This window comes from Formosa sp. L2A11 (genome assembly GCF_009796865.1).
Lineage (GTDB): Bacteria > Bacteroidota > Bacteroidia > Flavobacteriales > Flavobacteriaceae > Formosa.
Genome location: NZ_CP047028.1, coordinates 1,695,933 through 1,712,522, shown reverse-complemented (window position 1 = coordinate 1,712,522; position 16,590 = coordinate 1,695,933). Strand labels below are relative to the sequence as shown.

Here is a 16,590-nt window from a genome sequence, read left to right as displayed (position 1 = left end):
AACAAAAAAATCCTCATCTAACGATGAGGATTTTTTATATATAATAAATTGTGATTTATTGAACAGTCTCTGCTCTATTATCTTCAATTTCAGAAGCATCTTTTAAAGCTTCATATAATTTAGTATTAACTGCATTTGCTTTTTGTTGTCCAACACGGTTAGCAAAAGCTTGGTAATTGTCTAACTCTGCTGCAGGAGACACTTTAGTCACTTGCACCATATACACACCATTTTCTCCAACAATTAATTTAGATGTTTCGCCTTCTTTTAAACCGAAAGCAGCACCAACAATAATTGGCTCTCTACCCGCACCAGAAATAGTAGGGTTTTTCATGTTTATTGAAGAAGCCATTTTAACTGTTTGATTTTCTTCTGAAGCTAAAGCATCTAAAGTTGTTGCTTTAACACGTTCCTTAATTAAGGCTGCTTTTTTCTCTTTACGTAATTTAGGAAGCACAATTGCTGATGCATTCTCTACAGACATTAAACCTGCTTCATTTTTAGCTGCAAGTTGTACAATTACATATCCACCAGAAATATTGAAACGTTTAACATCTCCTACTTTAGTTTCTTCATTAAATGTCCAACGTACAATTTGACGTTGACTACCTAATCCAGGAATATTTTCTTGAAGAACTTCTATTCCTTTTACAGGACGCACACCGTAATCATTTTCTTTAGACACAGCTTGAAAATCTTTACCAGCAACAGCGATTTCAAATTTAGAAGCATCTCTAAATACTTTATCTACTGTTTCGTCAGATGGTTCAATTTCTCTAGCGATAGTAGCTATTTTAACTGCTTTTTCTTTTGCTGTTTGGTCTAATATTTCAATAACGTGGTAACCAAAATCTGTTTTTACAACACCAATATCTCCTTTATTATTTTGAAATGTAAAGTCTCTAAATTCTGGCACCATAGCATTATATGTAAACCAATCTAAAACACCTTCTTTTTCGTTACTCACTTTATCTGCAGATAAGCTTAACATATCTACAAATTTAGCAGGATTAGCTTTTACTACAGCCATAACACTATCTGCAGTTTTCTTAGCTTCTACTTCTGTAAGTGTTGTTTCTGCAGTAGCACCACGAGACCCAACAAAAGGAATTAAAATGTGTCTTGCTTTTGCAGAATCAGGTATGAATGTTTCTGAAACTAATTTAGATAATTTTAAATAGCCATTATCCTTATATGGTCCGAAAGTACTTCCAACAGATTGGTCGTATAAATTATCTGCTAAATTTTTAGCTAAAGCCGATTTAAAAAGAAAACGGTCATCAAATTTAATATCTGAATTAGAATTTACAAATGTTTCGTTATCCTTTACTTGTGCAAAACCTAAAAGTGTATCGTTAGCTTTAGTAATATCGTTGTACACAACAGAGTTATTTAACAAACCAGATAATGCAGAAGAAATTTCTTTTTCATCGTCTAAAGAAGCAACTTCTCTAAACTCTACATAATTAATATCTCTAGAAGCTTCAACTTGAAATTGTTTGTTGTGATCTTTTATATAACTAGAAATTTCAGATTTAGAAACAGATACAGTGCTATCAGAAATTGATGTAAATGGCACTTGTACATATTTAATATCTACTTTATTATTTTCTAAACCATGCTCAACTTTTCCTTCTGCTAAAGTCCCTGTAACACCAGCCTTAACCATGTTTACATAATCTTGTTGCATACCACTAGCTGCGATAGATTGTTCGTAATCTACCCATTGCTCGTAAGCTTCTTTAGATGTTGCTTTTAAGTTAGCAATATATTCGTTTAGTTTATTCTCGTCGAATAATCCAGCTTCATTTTGAAATTCTGGGCTACTTGCTAAGTTTGTTTTTAACAAGTCTCTCATTTGATCACGCTCAACACTAAATCCTAAGTTTTCATATTGAGACTCCATAACGGCTTGTCTTACTTCTTGATCCCAAACACGATTCATTGCTTGTGTGTTTGTTACGCCTTGTCCCATTTGTCTTTGTGCGTACTCAACTTTACGTAAAAAATCTTCTCTAGAAATTTCTTTACCATTAATTGTAGCGACAACATTTTGAGATTTACTACCTAAAGCGCTTCCGTTTTTGAATAACCCAGAAAGCACAAAAGAGAATAATGCTAGTGCAATAATTAGGATTAAGAAAAGTGAACGTTGTCTAATTTTATTTAAAACTGCCATTTGTCATTTAAATTATATGAAATATTGGGCGCGAAAATACCATTTTCCTTTTAATAATAAAAGGAGAAAACACCAAATAATTCATTTAATTTATACAAATAAGAAAATTAATCAGGGTTAACTATGGTAAGTCCAACTAAGTCTATTTTTGTATTTGACACTTCTAGAATTGTAAATTCGAAATCATTTATAACAACAACCTCATCTTGTTCTGGAATTTCTTCGGTATGATTAACGATAAATCCTCCTAAAGTTTCGTAGTTTTCACTCTCAGGAATATCTAATTTGTAGTTTTCATTTAAATAATCGACTTCTATTCTTGCAGAAAACGTATAATTATCGTCGTCTATTTTTTGCTCAATTAAGTCCATCGTATCATGCTCATCTTCAATCTCTCCAAACAACTCTTCAATTATATCCTCGACAGTCATAATTCCAGATGTACCTCCGTATTCATCTAAAACAACAGCAATACTTTTACGTTTTTTAATAAGTACACTTAACACATCTTTAATTAACATGGTTTCTGGAACCAACTCTACAGGAAGTATTATAGATTTAATTGATTTTGGTTTTTTGAAAAGCTCGAACGAGTGTACGTAACCTAAAATATCGTCTACCGTTTCTTTATAAACTAAAATTTTAGAACATCCAGACTCTATAATTAAAGCATTCAAATTTTTTGTAGGTTCTTGTATTTCTACTGCAATTATTTCTGTTCTAGGCACCATTACCTCTCTTGCTTTAACTTCAGAGAACTCTAGTGCGTTTTGAAAGATCTGAATTTCGGAGTCTATATCGTCATTTTCTGCTATAGATTCCATTTGCTCAGAAATATAATTTCCAAGTTCTACTTTGGTAAATGCGAGCTGTACTTGATCGCCTTCCGTTTTAAAAAATCGCCTTAATACAAAGTTAGACACCCACAATACAAAATCTGAAATTAAACTAAACAACCAATAAAAAAAGTATGCAGGAACTGCAAAAAATTTAATTAGTGAGTTTGCATAAATCTGAAAAAAGACTTTTGGCAAAAATTCTGCAGTAATTAAAATAACAAGGGTAGATAACACTGTTTGCGTTAACAAACTTAAATCATTCAGTAAATAATTTACAAATGCCGAGTTTGACGTAGATAAGATATCTCGAAAACAATCTACCAACAAATCGCCCATAAAAAGTCCATAAATAACCAAAGCAATATTGTTTCCAATAAGCATGGTTGCTATAAATTTTGAAGGTTTTTTGGTAAGTTTAGTTAAAATTTTTGCTAGAAATCCTTTTTGCTTTTTTTCAATTTCAATATGGATTTTATTAGACGACACGTAGGCAATCTCCATACCTGAAAAAAATGCAGATAGAATTAAGGATACAACAATAATGATGATAGCAGAAGTCATCTATAGCAATTAGTCTTTATTATCAAATTTCTTATTGAATCTCTTTCTAAAGAAAAACATAAAAATTGCAGCTGCACAAAGTAATAGTGAAGCATAATTAATTGTTGCTGTTGCCATGTATTTTGAAATAACATCGTATAAAAAAACAACGGCAAATATTAAATAAGCATATTGAAAAAGCTTAAATGATTTATTCATGATTAATATAAAAATTAATTTTGTGTAAAGGTAACCAATTATTCGTCAAGTGTAATAATTCCGTTAATTTCAAGTACTTCTGCTTCTTTAAAATTAACATCAGAGTCAAAACCATTTCCATTTATAACATCTTGTTTTGTTCTAAATGTTACAGGCTGGTTTGTAGACAACCATTGTCTATTTTGATCGTAATACAATTGATCTGCAAACAACGTATCGTTTGTAGAGGTTGCCAATACTACATTACCTTGCATATCTATTAGCCCAGTTTTATCATACACGATAGCATAATCTGAAATTACTGTACTTTTATTTTTGTCTTTGTCGTACAAATACAAGTGTACACCTTCTGGAAACTCCGAAAAAGAAAACTCACGATTAGAATAATCTAACATTTTTGGACTAACTAAATTCGCTTTAAGCCTACCAGAATCTGTATACTTAAGGTTAAGACCTTCTGCCACACCAATAGGCTCATTGGCAGATACGTTTAAATTATTAACCTCGCTTAAATTTTTACCACAAGAAACAAACATGGTCATAGCAACAGCTATGACCATGAATATACTTTTATAATGTTTTAAAAACATGTTTATAGATTAGGAACCGTTACACTTAATCCAATCCAACAACCAATGCTAATTGTTTTACCTGCATTCCCTTCAGAGAAAATATCTGATTTCTGAGGTGCTTTAGCTCTATAACTTGCAGCAGATTGTGATGCATGAGATTTTAAGGTTGGATCTACACGACCAGCATTTGATGCTTCGTTTGCAGCTAACCAGAATACAGCACGTTTGTTAAAATTAGAATCTCCACAGCTGTTTGCACTTGCAGCATACATAGAAGCAATTTGTAAGTGAGGACGACCGTTAGATGGATTTAATTTTAAAGCTTCACGGTAATAACTTCTTGCTTTAGAGTAAGAATGACTTCTTTTTAACTTATCGGCAATCTTACTATATAATTTTGCTTTTTTATAAGAATCTGTTTCTAAACTTAAAGCTTGCTCGTAATACTTAATCGCTTCGCTTGTTTTGTTCTCTTTGTCTTTTAAGATCCCTAAATAATAAGCAGAATTTGCTGAAGGATTTAAGTTATGGTATGCATTTACTAATTTAAAGAATAATGGATCGCTTGTACAATCTTTATCGGACATCTTACCAGCAGCTCTTTGTAACCAAACAGCATCTGTTTTATGAGCTTCAAAATCTTTCTCGTATAAAGGAATTAAGTTCTCACAATTTGCACGTTCACCTAATTTACCGTCAATACTTCCAGAAATTTGATCGTAAGCATTTAAATAACTTTCGTAATATTTTTTATATTTAGATTCTTTACTCGTTAAAGCTGTACCAGCTTCTTCTTTTTCTATCAATTTATTTAAATCTGCAGAATAATTAGCAACTTCTTCGTCTACTCTCTCTACAACATCATCATATTTATTGAATAAATCTTGTGCTGTTTTTTCTTTAGCATCATATAAATCTACCATTAAAGAAAAATAGGTATATAATCCTTTAGGGTTTTTAAAATTCTTTTTATCCGCAGTAAACGCTTTATCGAATGTATTGTAAATTTCAAGATCAGATAAACCTAACTCTGCTTTGTTATCATACATTAACTGTCCTTTATCGGACAACAATTCTCCTTCTGATGATCTTTTAGGAAAATTAGCATATTCTTCATCTAAAAGTTTCATTTTATCTTCAATGAATCCTTTTTTCTCAGCTGCAGCAGAATTATCAATTTTATGGTCTAAAATTTTAAATCCGTCTATATAAATCGCTTTATTAAACTTAGGACAAGCTTTTCGAACTTCCATCCAAGGCGTATAAGCTGCATCGTAATTTTTAGCTTTTACATATTCGTGAAAAATAGATAACTTAGTAGTACATTCTTCTTGAGTTTGAGCAAATCCACTTGTTAGCCCTAAACATAATACTGCTACTATTAAAGTAACTTTCATTTTCATAATTTTTTTTATTTGAGTAAAGTTAATCATAATTCCGTGCAACGAATAAACCATCGTTTTAAAGATAATGTGCCGCTAAAGTTAATAAAGTTTTCTTTAACTCAGCACTTGTTTAATATTCCTCTTTCTTCTTTTTCGAATCCTACAAAAATTACCGAAGAAAAACCAATATTTATTAATTTAATACCAAAAGACATGCCAAACTTATTAAGAATCTCATTTTAAACAAGCATAATTATAAATTACAATCTAAATATGTTAAAAGAACAAAACGCTGTTTAACCTTTATATTAAGCATCTTTTATTAACATTTAAAGCATTAATAAAACTATAAACCAACACATCAATCACTTAGCTGAATTAAATTGTAAAATATAATTTAATCCTTCTAAAAGAAAGTTCGAGTTAACAAATATGCTACTTTTTAATTGCTTAGACAAGAAATCTGAATCGCCTCCTGTTAAAATAATTGTTAAATCTGCATACTCATTTTGGTACCTAGAAATATTCCCTTCAATTTCATTTAAAATTCCATAAACTATTCCAGAGTGAATTGAAGTCTCTGTGGAATGCCCAATAAGATCTAAGGGTTGTACAGGAGATAACAACGGTAGTTTGGATGTAAAATTGTGTAATGCTTTATATCTTAAATTTAACCCAGGAGAAATACCGCCTCCAAAATATTCTGAAGCACTAGAAACAAAATCGTAGGTTATACATGTTCCTGCATCTATTATAAGTACATTTTTATTTCTACACTGGTGTACCGCAGCACAAACCAAAGCAACTCTATCTATACCTAATGTTCTGGGTGTTGCATAGCTGTTTAAAAAGGGAACTGGAGTCTCTCGATCTAAAATCAATAATTCGCAATAACTTTTAAGCTCTAAAATATCAGATTCTGTTAAATTTCCAACAGAAGACATGATCCCTTTTTCTATATTTTGATGCTTTTCAATAAATTTTTTAATTTTTTTTAAAAAATTTTCAGAAGTTACTGTTTCTTTATCCGTAATTCTATCCGCTTCAAAAACAGCTAGTTTCACAAAAGAATTCCCGACATCTATTATTAAATTCATAGTTAATATTTGAAATACGAATTTACAAAAGAAAATTTTTATAAAAATGTTTTGGAGAACTAAAAAAAGCGTGTATATTTGCACTCGCAATTACGCACTGGTGCCTTAGCTCAGTTGGTAGAGCAAAGGACTGAAAATCCTTGTGTCCCTGGTTCGATTCCTGGAGGCACCACCAGAAAACCCTGAAAACATTACGTTTTCGGGGTTTTTACTTTTATAGCCATTTCTACAACTACACGCTGCTTTCTCTAAATTTTATTTTGATTCCGTTATTTTTTAACGGTTTAGAGTACACATTTAACCTTCTGCTTTATTATTTTTATAGGTATAAATTATACTAAACCTTATGGCTATTATTGGTAACATTATTAAAGGCGTCATCCAAATTAAAGACACACTTACTCCAGAGTCTAATCCTGTAGAGAACCAGAAAGAAGTTCTAAAGTTTCTTTTAGAGACCGCAAAACACACTGCTTTTGGAAAACACTATAATTTTGAAACCCTTTTAAACCATAAAGATTACCAATCTGCTTTTTCTAAAACCATTCCTTATTTTGATTACAACAAGATAAATACAGAATGGTGGTACCGACTACATAATAACGAAAAAGACATTACATGGCCAGGAAACCCAGATTATTTTGCATTAAGTTCTGGAACTACAGGAAAAACAAGCAAACGTATTCCTGTAACCAAAGACATGATAGAGTCTATACGTAACTCAGGAATTCAACAAGTTTTTGCGCTAAACGCATTCGATTTACCTCCAGATTTCTTCGAAAAAGAAATTATGATGCTAGGAAGCTCTACAGATTTAATTGAAAAAGAAGACCATTACGAAGGTGAAATTAGTGGCATAAGTGCAAGTAATATTCCGTTTTGGTTTCGTGGTTATTATAAACCTGGAGAACAAATTTCTAAAATTGACGATTGGGACGAACGTATTCAGAAAATAGCCGAAAATGCAAAAAAATGGGATATTGGTGCTTTAAGTGGTATTCCTTCATGGTTAGAACTGATGTTAAAAAAGGTGATTGCATATCACAACGCAAAAAACATTCATGAAATCTGGCCTAACTTACAAGTATATACTACTGGTGGAATCGCTTTTCAACCTTATAAAAAAAGCTTTAATGCACTCCTAGAACACCCGATAACTATTATAGACACCTATTTAGCTTCTGAAGGCTTTATTGCCTTTCAAGCCAGACCAGAAACCACATCTATGCAATTGGTTACAGATAATGGTATTTATTTTGAATTCGTCCCCTTTAAACCTGAATACATTTTAGAAGACGGCTCACTTACAGCAGATGCACCTTCTATTACTTTAGCAAATGTAAAACCAGACACAGACTATGTGCTTATTATTAGTACAGTTTCTGGTGCTTGGCGTTATATTATTGGAGATACTATAATGTTTACAGATGTTAATCGTGCTGAGATTAAAATTACAGGACGCACAAAATTCTTTCTAAACACAGTTGGCTCTCAACTTTCTGTTAATAAAATGAATGATGCAATGATGTATTTAGAAGAAAAATTTGGGATGAAAATTCCAGAATTTACTATTTGCGCCAAAGAATTTGAAGATGGTTTTTACCATTGCTGGTATTTAGGCACAGAAAACACAACGCAAGACACTACTAAAATTGCAGAAGCTATAGACAACTTTTTAAAAGATGTGAATAAAAATTATGCCGTTGCACGATCTAAAGCTTTAAGAGGACTAAAAGTAAAACTAACCAATCCGGAAACCTTCTATAATTGGAATGCAAGAAACAAGAAAAAAGGAGGACAAGTAAAAATGGAACGCGTTATGAACGAAGAAAAATTTAAAGTTTGGGAAGATTTCGTTAAAAGCGAAGAGACTATTTAGTTGTCGCTTTTTTTATCCCGCTCATCTATTAACATCATAATTTCTTCTGGAGACAAATAAAAGCGTTTAATCCTATTTTTATAATCTTCTGGAATATTAGCATGATCTAAAATAAAGTTTTTAGTCACTATAATATAATCTTCCATACCATGAATAATAGCGAAAGAATCTGCATTACGCTCGGCTTGCTTTATAAACTTTTCTGAAAACAAATATTTAAAACCGAATTTAACCAGCCCAAAAGACGACCGGTTTTGATAGTCGCAAACATGTCCTAATTCATGCCCCAACCAGCCCACAATAACATTAAAAGGAATGTGTTTTGTTGAAAATTCTGAGTCTGTAATTTTAATTTTCTTACTTATAAAAATCACATAGCGTCTCCCCTTTTTCCCTTTTAATAAACTCCAAAACTGAGGCTGAGCTTGCATAGTAGATTTCTTAATTTCTTTTTTAAAACGAATATCTATGTCTACATTTTCGAGTTCTGGATAGAAAGAAAATGCTTCTTTAGCTTCTTTTTTAATCGATTCTGGAACCGTATGATGTTCTGATAGTAATGTCGTTGACATAGCTTGAGATTGAAATAAGATTACACTTAGAATTAATATTATAACTGAAAGACAGTCCTTCAATTCAAACTTCATTTTAAGTTTTACTAATTGGCGCATCGCTTGAAGTATTTACATTTATAAAGCCTTCAGGAAAATCTAATGTTCTAATTGGGAATGGAATATTAATATCATTAGCATCAAACACAGCTTTTATTGCTATAATCGCTTCAGATTTCGCTTTTATCATCTCTAATGGAGATATAGCTTCTATAAAAAAACGAACTTCAAAATTAATAGAACTATCTGCAAATTCTTTATAGATAAATAATACGTCTTTCGAGCTTTTAACCGTATCTAATTGTTCAACAATAGTATTAATAACCAAATCTCGAACAAACTTTAAATCGGAATCATAATGTACACCACATTCCAAAATAACGCGAGTTTCTGTTGTAGTTGAATAGTTTGTAATTGCATTCTCAACAACCATTTTATTCGGAATATACACGAGATTATTGTCGAATTGTTTTAATGTTACCGAACGCAAATCAATATTGGTAATTACACCACTATAACCATTACTTTCTACCCAATCTCCGTATTTAAAAAAGTGAACATAAGACAGTACAACTCCAGAGTAAAAATTAGATAAAGCACCTTGTAATGCTAAACCAACCGCCAAACCTAAAACCCCTGCTCCTGCTAAAACAGTATTTAATGCTTTGTCTAGATTTAGAATTCCGAGTACAACAAAAAGCCCAAAAAGAACAAAAACTGCGGATACTAACTTGGAAATCAAATTTTTCATTGATTGCAGCAATTTACTTCTATCTAGTATTTTTAAAACCAACTTATTAACATACTTGGATACAAATAAAATGAATAGAAATACTATAATAGCAATAATAAAGTTCGGAACTGCTATGATGGCGCTATCTATCCAATGCCATAGCTTAGAAATCATTTTAGACCAAGCTTTTAATAAATCATCCTTCATAATTTGGTATGTTCAGTTTTAAAATTAAAACAAAGAAGTTACTAAAATAAATCAAAACGGATTGACGCATTCCATTTTAAAAATAACCAGAAACATAACGAACTGTAAAACGCATAATAATATTTAAAAGTAAATATAAAAACTGGTCTTGAATTTACTGCATAGAAACAGAAAGTTCTATTTGATTAATCGTTTTACTAGCGCACTTAAAGACAATCCTTGTACTAAAATTGAAAATACAACCAATACATAAGTAATCACTAAGAACAGTTCTCTATGCATTTCGTTGGTCAAACTTAAAGCTAATGCAATAGAAATACCACCACGCAATCCTCCCCAAGTCATAATTTTATTAGTTTTAGGAATAAAATCTAATCGTTTCTCAAACATACTTATTGGTCCGTATAACGAAATATATCGACTTAATAAAGCTATCGGAATTGCCAATAAACCTGCCAAAATATACGTCCACTGAAATTCTAAAACCAACATCTCCATTCCTATTAATACAAACAAAATAGTATTTAATAGTATATCTACAAGTTCCCAAAACTTATCTACATAATTCTCTGTAATTTCAGACATTGCAGACCCTCTTACGGTATCATTTCCTACAACCAATCCTGCCGTTACCATAGCTAAAGGTGCCGATAAATGAAATTTCTGTGCAACTACAGTTCCAACCATAACAGTCGCTAGAGTAATAATCACTTCTATATCGTAATCGTCTATAGATTTCATTAATCTATAAGTTCCATATCCTAAAAGAAGTCCTAGAAAAATACCACCAATAACTTCTCGACCAAACAACTCGAGAACATCTGTGGCCTGGACACCACCTCCGCCAGAAGCATTAGCGATTTCAAATATGGTTAAAAACACCACAACACCAACACCATCATTAAAGAGTGACTCTCCAACAATTTTAGCCTCTAAATCTTTAGGCACACCAACTTTTTTTAAAATTCCAAGTACAGCAATAGGATCTGTAGGAGAAATTAAAGCTCCAAAAAGCAAACAATATATAAAGCCAATATTAAAACCTAATAACATTAACACGCCATACATAAAACCACCAATTAAAAAGGTAGACAACAACGTTCCCACAGTTGCAAAAACAAAAACAGGCCAACGTTGCACTTTTAACTGCTCGAAATTAGTATGTAATGCACCCGCAAAAAGCATAAAACTTAGCATGATATCTAACAACACCGTTTCGAAATCTATATCTGTAATTAGCTTCCTTTCTGCTAACAAAAGTGTCTTATCTATAGTTGCTATACCAAGTACAACTAAGGTAAAAACTAAGGTTATAAACATTAAACCAATCGTGTTTGGCATCTTTAGAAACCTCACATTTATGTATCCAAAAGCAGCAGAAAGAAAAACGAGAGTGGTAATAATTACAAAATAATCCATGATGAGTCTTTAAGAGGATTAAAATAAATCATAATTAAGGAGATTAACAAGATCTTGTTAGGTTCAATTTCAGAAAACCGTAAATTAGCTGTAAATAAATTTTAATACAAACGACTTAATTAAAGCTTACGTTTTTAAAGAAATGTAAATAAACCATTCTGAAAGCATGCAAAAAACATATTACGATCCAGCCGACTTAAAAAAATTTAGTAAAATATCTGATTGGAATGAAGAATTAGGAGAAAAATTCTTTGATTACTATGGCAAAGTATTTGAAGCAGGCGCTTTATCTGAACGTGAAAAATCGTTAATAGCATTAGCTGTTTCTCATACCGTACAATGTCCGTATTGCATTGATGCTTATACAGGAGATGCACTACAACGCGGCATAACTAAAGAAGAAATGATGGAAGCCTTACATGTTTCGGCAGCCATTCGAGGCGGAGCTTCTCTAGTACACGGTGTACAAATGATGAATAAAGTAAATAAATTAGAAATGTAGTTTTTATAAAAAAAACATGACTAGAACAGACATCTTAAAATCAAATTTAAGATCTCAACAACTTTATCATTCAGAAAAATAATATGACTCAAAAATCATTACATAAACGCAATAATAAATTAGCTCAAAGTCAAGAACAATTAGACTTTTTAGCCAATGGAATATTTAAAAATGGTGAATTACCTACTTTTAAAACAAAATTAGCAGAAACAGGTATAGATACATTGACTGCTGGCTCACTAGAAGTTCTTCAAATTAATGTAGGCTATATGTGTAACCAAGTCTGCGAACATTGCCATGTAGACGCAGGTCCAGATCGCAAGGAAATTATGACAAAAGACACCATGCAACAATGTCTTGAAGTTATAAAAACCACAAAAGCACACACGCTAGATTTAACTGGTGGCGCACCAGAAATGAATCCAAATTTTAGATGGTTTGTAGAAGAAGCTTCTAAAGCAGGAATTAAAGATTTTATTGTACGCTCTAATCTAACTATTATTCGTGCCAATAAAAAGTATCACGACTTACCAGATTTTTTTAAAAAACACAACATACATGTGGTAAGCTCTATGCCACATTGGACACAAGGCAAAACAGATAAACAACGTGGTAAAGGCGTATTTAACCAATCTATTCAGGCTTTAAAAGACTTAAATGCTGTTGGATACGGTATGCCAGGAAGCAATTTAAAACTAGATTTAGTTTACAATCCATCAGGAGCATTTTTACCCGCAAATCAATCTGCGATGGAAAAAGATTTTAAACATGCTCTTTTAGATGATTTTGGTATTCAATTCCATAATTTATTTGCAATTACAAATTTACCTATTAGTCGATTTTTAGATTATTTAATTGCTTCAGAAAATTACGAAGATTATATGTATGCGCTCGTTGAAGCATACAACCCGCAGGCCACAAAAAGTGTTATGTGTACAAATACGTTATCTATAAGTTGGGATGGCTTTTTATACGATTGCGATTTTAACCAAATGCTAGAATTACCTGTAAATAGTAAAATAAAACATATTTCAGATTACAACGAAACCCTACTAAACGGTAGGCAAATTGTAACCTCACAACACTGTTATGGCTGTACGGCTGGAGCAGGAAGCAGTTGCCAAGGCAATGTCGCATAATTTTTATACATTCAATTTTATTTAATATTACTTTTAAAACATGGGATTTTTAACCTCGAATGACACAGAAAATGATGATGAAGCGATTGCAACATTTCATTTTCCTACATCTAAAAAAGCACTTATTGTATTTGCAAGAAACCCAGAATTGGGAAAATGCAAAACCCGTTTAGCCAAAACTATTGGAGATGAAAATGCTTTAGCAATTTACAGGACACTTTTACAGCATACGGCTAAGATTTCTGAAAGTGTAAAAGCTGATAATTTTGTATTTTATTCTGAACATATTCACAAAAATGATACTTGGGACGATAATAATTTCAGAAAAAAACTGCAACAAGGCGAAGATTTAGGCGAACGTATGAATCATGCTTTCAAAGATTTGTTTCAGAATAATTATCAGAAAGTTGTTATAATTGGAAGTGATATTTTAGATCTTACTTCAGAAATTATTGACGATGCTTTTAACCAACTAGAACATAACGATGTTGTTATTGGTCCAGCAAAAGATGGCGGATATTACTTACTAGGAATGAAAACGTTACATAGCGAATTGTTTAAAAATAAAGCTTGGGGAACCGCAACTGTTCTAGAAGAATCTCTAAAAAACTTAACTAACAAATCGGTTTATTTACTTGAAGAATTAAATGATATCGATACATTTGAAGATATAAAAGATTATCCTCAATTTAAAAAATATAGTATACATCATGATTAAATACATTAACGAAACCACAGAATATTTACAAAATAAAGGCTTCGATAAACCTGAAATTGGAATTATTCTAGGTACAGGATTAGGAAAATTATTAGATGAAATATCTATAATTCACGAAGTGAGCTACAACCAAATTCCATATTTCCCAACAGCAACTGTAGAGTTCCATAAGGGGAAATTAATTTATGGCGAATTAGAAGGTAAAAAAGTAGTGGTTATGCAAGGCCGTTTTCATTTATACGAAGGCTACACTTTACAAGACATTACCTACCCAGTTCGTATTATGAACCAATTAGGAATACATACGCTTTTAGTATCTAACGCTTCTGGAGCTGTAAATTTAGATTACGAAAAAGGAGACTTAATGTTAATAGACGACCATATTAATTTACTAGGCGGTTCTCCTTTAGCTTTTAAAGGTGTATCTAAACTAGGAGAACGTTTTGCAGACATGAGTGCGCCTTACGATAAAGAAATAAATACCAAATTTAAAGAGATCGCAAAAGCACACAACTTTACTTTACACGAAGGTGTTTATGCAAGCATGTTAGGCCCACAATTAGAAACACGTGCAGAATATAGAATGCTTAAACTTTTAGGCGTAGATGCTGTTGGTATGAGTACGGTTCCTGAAATTATTGTTGCCAATCACTTAAGTTTAAAAGTTGCTGCTGTTTCTGTAATTACAGATAAAGGTGATCCTGAAAATTTATACCCTGTAGACATTAAAGACATTATAGCTATGGCAGAAAAAGCCGAACCTAAAATGATAACACTTTTTAAAGATCTTATAAAATCTCTATAATTTTACTTTAAAAAGATTTTAAAAACGTAATGACATCTTGTTTTTAACGTCTACAACTCAGAAAACAAGATGTTTTATTATGGATAAATACATTAATATAATACAAGACTCGTACTCTGGTTACTGGAGGTATTTAAAATACGAGTTAATATCTATAAACCATTGGGATAATTATTTCTATGGCTTAATTACTATATCATTAGTGGTTTGGAGTTTAGAGATTGCATTTCCTTGGCGTAAAAATCAGTCTATTTTTAGAAAAGATTTTTGGCAAGACATATTCTATATGTTTTTCAATTTTTTTATTCTTAATTTAATTGTTCTTATAGCATTATCTAACACGGCCTCAGAATTATTTAACGATGTCCTTTCTGTTTTCGGATTATCTCTAGAAAATCTTCAACTATTTAATGTAAACCAATTACCTAAAGCCGTTGGTTTATTTATCTTTTTTATAGTGAGTGATTTTATACAATGGAATACTCACCGCTTATTACACCGTTTCCCTTTACTATGGGATTTTCATAAAGTACACCATTCTATAAAAGAAATGGGATTTGCAGGACACTTACGTTACCATTGGATGGAACCGGTGCTTTACAAATCTTTATTATACCTTCCTATTGCTATTATTGGAGGATTTAACGTGCAAGATGTTGTATTGGTTCATTTTTTCTCCATTGCTGTTGGGCATTTAAATCATGCTAATTTGGGCTGGAACTACGGTCCTTTTAAATATATTTTAAACAATCCTAAAATGCACATTTGGCACCACGCCAAAGAATTACCTCCAAATTCTATTTATGGATCTAATTACGGGATTACATTAAGTATTTGGGATTATTTATTTAAAACAGATTACATTCCGCATAACGGAAGAGATATAGAATTAGGTTTTGAAGAAGACGAAAAATTTCCAAAACATTTTATAGACCAAGAACTCTATCCACTAAAGAGAAAACAAGATTAAAGCTATATCCTGAAAATTTAAATGAGTAAAATTTCTATAGTAATTCCCGTTTTTAATGAAGCAAAGAATCTTCAGGAATTAATTCCATATCTAATAAAAAATTCATCTTCAAAAAATATTAAAGAAATTATAATTGTAGATGGCGGCAGTACAGATGGTACACAAAACATAACCAAACTATTTACAGAAGCTAACCTTATAAACTCAGAAAAAGGACGCGGAATCCAAATGAATTTAGGCGCAAAACAAGCCAAAGGGAACATTCTGTATTTTCTTCACGCAGATTCTTATCCGCCTAAAAACTTCGACAAACATATTACAGAAACTCTCAATACAAACACACAAGCAGGTTGCTTTAAAATGTCGTTTAATTCTTTGCATTGGTGGCTAAAACTAGCGGGTTGGTTTACACAGTTTTCTTGGAGAATATGTCGCGGTGGCGACCAAAGTTTATTTGTTACAAAAACACTTTTCGAAACGCTTGGCGGTTATAACGAGCACTATAAAATTTACGAAGACAATCATTTTATAAATTGTGCATACAAAGCAACTAACTTTGCTGTTATTCAAAAACAACTAACAACATCTGCAAGAAGATATCACACAAAAGGCATCTGCTATTTACAATATCATTATACTGTAATTCATTTAAAATACAGACTAGGCACCTCTCCTGAAACACTTTACAACTACTATTTAAAGCATGTAAGTGTTAAAAACTAATAAAATTTACTTAATTAAAATCTAAAGTGTATTCATCGTTTCAGGTAATAAAT

The 16,590-nt window shown here is 31.6% G+C and carries 16 protein-coding genes and 1 tRNA gene; 8 read left to right on the top strand and 9 right to left on the bottom strand.

The window, feature by feature from the left end; all coding sequences use genetic code 11:
- Window positions 1-55: 55 nt before the first annotated feature.
- From GQR95_RS07420 to GQR95_RS07395, 6 genes are all read right to left on the bottom strand, one after another.
- Window positions 56-2,179, bottom strand: coding sequence for a SurA N-terminal domain-containing protein (locus GQR95_RS07420; protein WP_159022573.1), 2,124 nt, complete (start codon window positions 2,177-2,179; stop codon window positions 56-58).
- A gap of 107 nt (window positions 2,180-2,286) precedes the next feature.
- A complete protein-coding gene (locus GQR95_RS07415) occupies window positions 2,287-3,579 on the bottom strand; it encodes a hemolysin family protein (RefSeq protein ID WP_159022572.1) in 1,293 nt (430 codons plus the stop codon).
- Window positions 3,580-3,588: 9 nt separating this feature from the next.
- Complete coding sequence (locus GQR95_RS07410; protein ID WP_159022571.1) at window positions 3,589-3,777, bottom strand: hypothetical protein; 189 nt, start codon at window positions 3,775-3,777, stop codon at window positions 3,589-3,591.
- 38 nt (window positions 3,778-3,815) lie between these two features.
- The gene (gene lptC / locus GQR95_RS07405; protein WP_233266017.1) at window positions 3,816-4,337 is read right to left on the bottom strand and encodes an LPS export ABC transporter periplasmic protein LptC; all 522 of its coding nucleotides are present in this window, start codon (window positions 4,335-4,337) and stop codon (window positions 3,816-3,818) included.
- Window positions 4,338-4,369: 32 nt separating this feature from the next.
- Complete coding sequence (locus GQR95_RS07400) at window positions 4,370-5,752, bottom strand: hypothetical protein (protein ID WP_159022569.1); 1,383 nt, start codon at window positions 5,750-5,752, stop codon at window positions 4,370-4,372.
- A 347-nt stretch (window positions 5,753-6,099) separates the two neighbouring features.
- On the bottom strand, window positions 6,100-6,831 hold the full coding sequence (locus tag GQR95_RS07395; RefSeq protein WP_159022568.1) for a type III pantothenate kinase: 732 nt from the start codon (window positions 6,829-6,831) through the stop codon (window positions 6,100-6,102).
- A 99-nt stretch (window positions 6,832-6,930) separates the two neighbouring features.
- On the opposite strand from GQR95_RS07395, the gene GQR95_RS07390 reads away from it, so the two are divergent.
- Both GQR95_RS07390 and GQR95_RS07385 read left to right on the top strand, forming a co-directional pair.
- Window positions 6,931-7,006 (top strand) — tRNA-Phe (locus GQR95_RS07390).
- A 171-nt stretch (window positions 7,007-7,177) separates the two neighbouring features.
- Window positions 7,178-8,710 carry a GH3 auxin-responsive promoter family protein gene (locus GQR95_RS07385; protein ID WP_159022567.1) on the top strand — a complete coding sequence of 511 codons (1,533 nt, stop codon included), beginning with the start codon at window positions 7,178-7,180 and terminating at the stop codon, window positions 8,708-8,710.
- On the opposite strand, the gene GQR95_RS07380 is transcribed toward GQR95_RS07385, so the two are convergent.
- From GQR95_RS07380 to GQR95_RS07370, 3 genes are all read right to left on the bottom strand, one after another.
- Window positions 8,707-9,282 (bottom strand): hypothetical protein, encoded by a 576-nt coding sequence (locus GQR95_RS07380; protein ID WP_159022566.1) that lies wholly within the window; start codon window positions 9,280-9,282, stop codon window positions 8,707-8,709. The genes GQR95_RS07385 and GQR95_RS07380 overlap by 4 nt on opposite strands.
- 76 nt (window positions 9,283-9,358) lie before the next feature.
- Complete coding sequence (locus GQR95_RS07375) at window positions 9,359-10,261, bottom strand: mechanosensitive ion channel family protein (RefSeq protein ID WP_159022565.1); 903 nt, start codon at window positions 10,259-10,261, stop codon at window positions 9,359-9,361.
- 177 nt (window positions 10,262-10,438) lie between these two features.
- Complete coding sequence (locus GQR95_RS07370; RefSeq protein WP_159022564.1) at window positions 10,439-11,680, bottom strand: sodium:proton antiporter; 1,242 nt, start codon at window positions 11,678-11,680, stop codon at window positions 10,439-10,441.
- A 166-nt stretch (window positions 11,681-11,846) separates the two neighbouring features.
- Here GQR95_RS07370 and GQR95_RS07365 point away from each other — a divergent pair, with 166 nt between their 5' ends.
- The 6 genes from GQR95_RS07365 to GQR95_RS07340 all read left to right on the top strand — a co-directional run bounded on the left by GQR95_RS07365 (window position 11,847) and on the right by GQR95_RS07340 (window position 16,537).
- Window positions 11,847-12,182, top strand: a complete 336-nt coding sequence (locus tag GQR95_RS07365; RefSeq protein WP_159022563.1) for an arsenosugar biosynthesis-associated peroxidase-like protein — start codon at window positions 11,847-11,849, stop codon at window positions 12,180-12,182.
- Window positions 12,183-12,265: 83 nt separating this feature from the next.
- Window positions 12,266-13,321 (top strand): arsenosugar biosynthesis radical SAM (seleno)protein ArsS, encoded by a 1,056-nt coding sequence (arsS, locus tag GQR95_RS07360; protein ID WP_159022562.1) that lies wholly within the window; start codon window positions 12,266-12,268, stop codon window positions 13,319-13,321.
- A 40-nt stretch (window positions 13,322-13,361) separates the two neighbouring features.
- Entirely contained in the window at window positions 13,362-14,039 is a 678-nt protein-coding gene (locus GQR95_RS07355; RefSeq protein WP_159022561.1) for a TIGR04282 family arsenosugar biosynthesis glycosyltransferase, read from the top strand.
- A complete protein-coding gene (locus GQR95_RS07350; RefSeq protein WP_159022560.1) occupies window positions 14,032-14,844 on the top strand; it encodes a purine-nucleoside phosphorylase in 813 nt (270 codons plus the stop codon). Before GQR95_RS07355 ends, GQR95_RS07350 begins: the two co-directional genes overlap by 8 nt.
- A gap of 79 nt (window positions 14,845-14,923) precedes the next feature.
- The gene (locus GQR95_RS07345) at window positions 14,924-15,814 is read left to right on the top strand and encodes a sterol desaturase family protein (RefSeq protein WP_159022559.1); all 891 of its coding nucleotides are present in this window, start codon (window positions 14,924-14,926) and stop codon (window positions 15,812-15,814) included.
- A gap of 21 nt (window positions 15,815-15,835) precedes the next feature.
- Window positions 15,836-16,537 (top strand): TIGR04283 family arsenosugar biosynthesis glycosyltransferase, encoded by a 702-nt coding sequence (locus GQR95_RS07340; RefSeq protein WP_159022558.1) that lies wholly within the window; start codon window positions 15,836-15,838, stop codon window positions 16,535-16,537.
- The last annotated feature ends 53 nt before the right edge of the window (window positions 16,538-16,590 follow it).

Excerpts from the sequence above, each read along its gene's own strand:
- GQR95_RS07420 (WP_159022573.1), bottom strand. The coding sequence starts at position 2,179 with ATGGCAGTTTTAAATAAAATTAGACAACGTTCACTTTTCTTAATCCTA.
- GQR95_RS07365 (WP_159022563.1), top strand. The coding sequence starts at position 11,847 with ATGCAAAAAACATATTACGATCCAGCCGACTTAAAAAAATTTAGTAAA.
- GQR95_RS07350 (WP_159022560.1), top strand. The coding sequence starts at position 14,032 with ATGATTAAATACATTAACGAAACCACAGAATATTTACAAAATAAAGGC.
- GQR95_RS07340 (WP_159022558.1), top strand. The coding sequence starts at position 15,836 with ATGAGTAAAATTTCTATAGTAATTCCCGTTTTTAATGAAGCAAAGAAT.
- GQR95_RS07385 (WP_159022567.1), top strand. The coding sequence starts at position 7,178 with ATGGCTATTATTGGTAACATTATTAAAGGCGTCATCCAAATTAAAGAC.
- arsS (WP_159022562.1), top strand. The coding sequence starts at position 12,266 with ATGACTCAAAAATCATTACATAAACGCAATAATAAATTAGCTCAAAGT.
- GQR95_RS07370 (WP_159022564.1), bottom strand. The coding sequence starts at position 11,680 with ATGGATTATTTTGTAATTATTACCACTCTCGTTTTTCTTTCTGCTGCT.
- GQR95_RS07395 (WP_159022568.1), bottom strand. The coding sequence starts at position 6,831 with ATGAATTTAATAATAGATGTCGGGAATTCTTTTGTGAAACTAGCTGTT.
- GQR95_RS07410 (WP_159022571.1), bottom strand. The coding sequence starts at position 3,777 with ATGAATAAATCATTTAAGCTTTTTCAATATGCTTATTTAATATTTGCC.
- lptC (WP_233266017.1), bottom strand. The coding sequence starts at position 4,337 with ATGGTCATAGCTGTTGCTATGACCATGTTTGTTTCTTGTGGTAAAAAT.
- GQR95_RS07380 (WP_159022566.1), bottom strand. The coding sequence starts at position 9,282 with ATGTCAACGACATTACTATCAGAACATCATACGGTTCCAGAATCGATT.
- GQR95_RS07375 (WP_159022565.1), bottom strand. The coding sequence starts at position 10,261 with ATGAAGGATGATTTATTAAAAGCTTGGTCTAAAATGATTTCTAAGCTA.
- GQR95_RS07345 (WP_159022559.1), top strand. The coding sequence starts at position 14,924 with ATGGATAAATACATTAATATAATACAAGACTCGTACTCTGGTTACTGG.
- GQR95_RS07355 (WP_159022561.1), top strand. The coding sequence starts at position 13,362 with ATGGGATTTTTAACCTCGAATGACACAGAAAATGATGATGAAGCGATT.
- GQR95_RS07415 (WP_159022572.1), bottom strand. The coding sequence starts at position 3,579 with ATGACTTCTGCTATCATCATTATTGTTGTATCCTTAATTCTATCTGCA.
- GQR95_RS07400 (WP_159022569.1), bottom strand. The coding sequence starts at position 5,752 with ATGAAAATGAAAGTTACTTTAATAGTAGCAGTATTATGTTTAGGGCTA.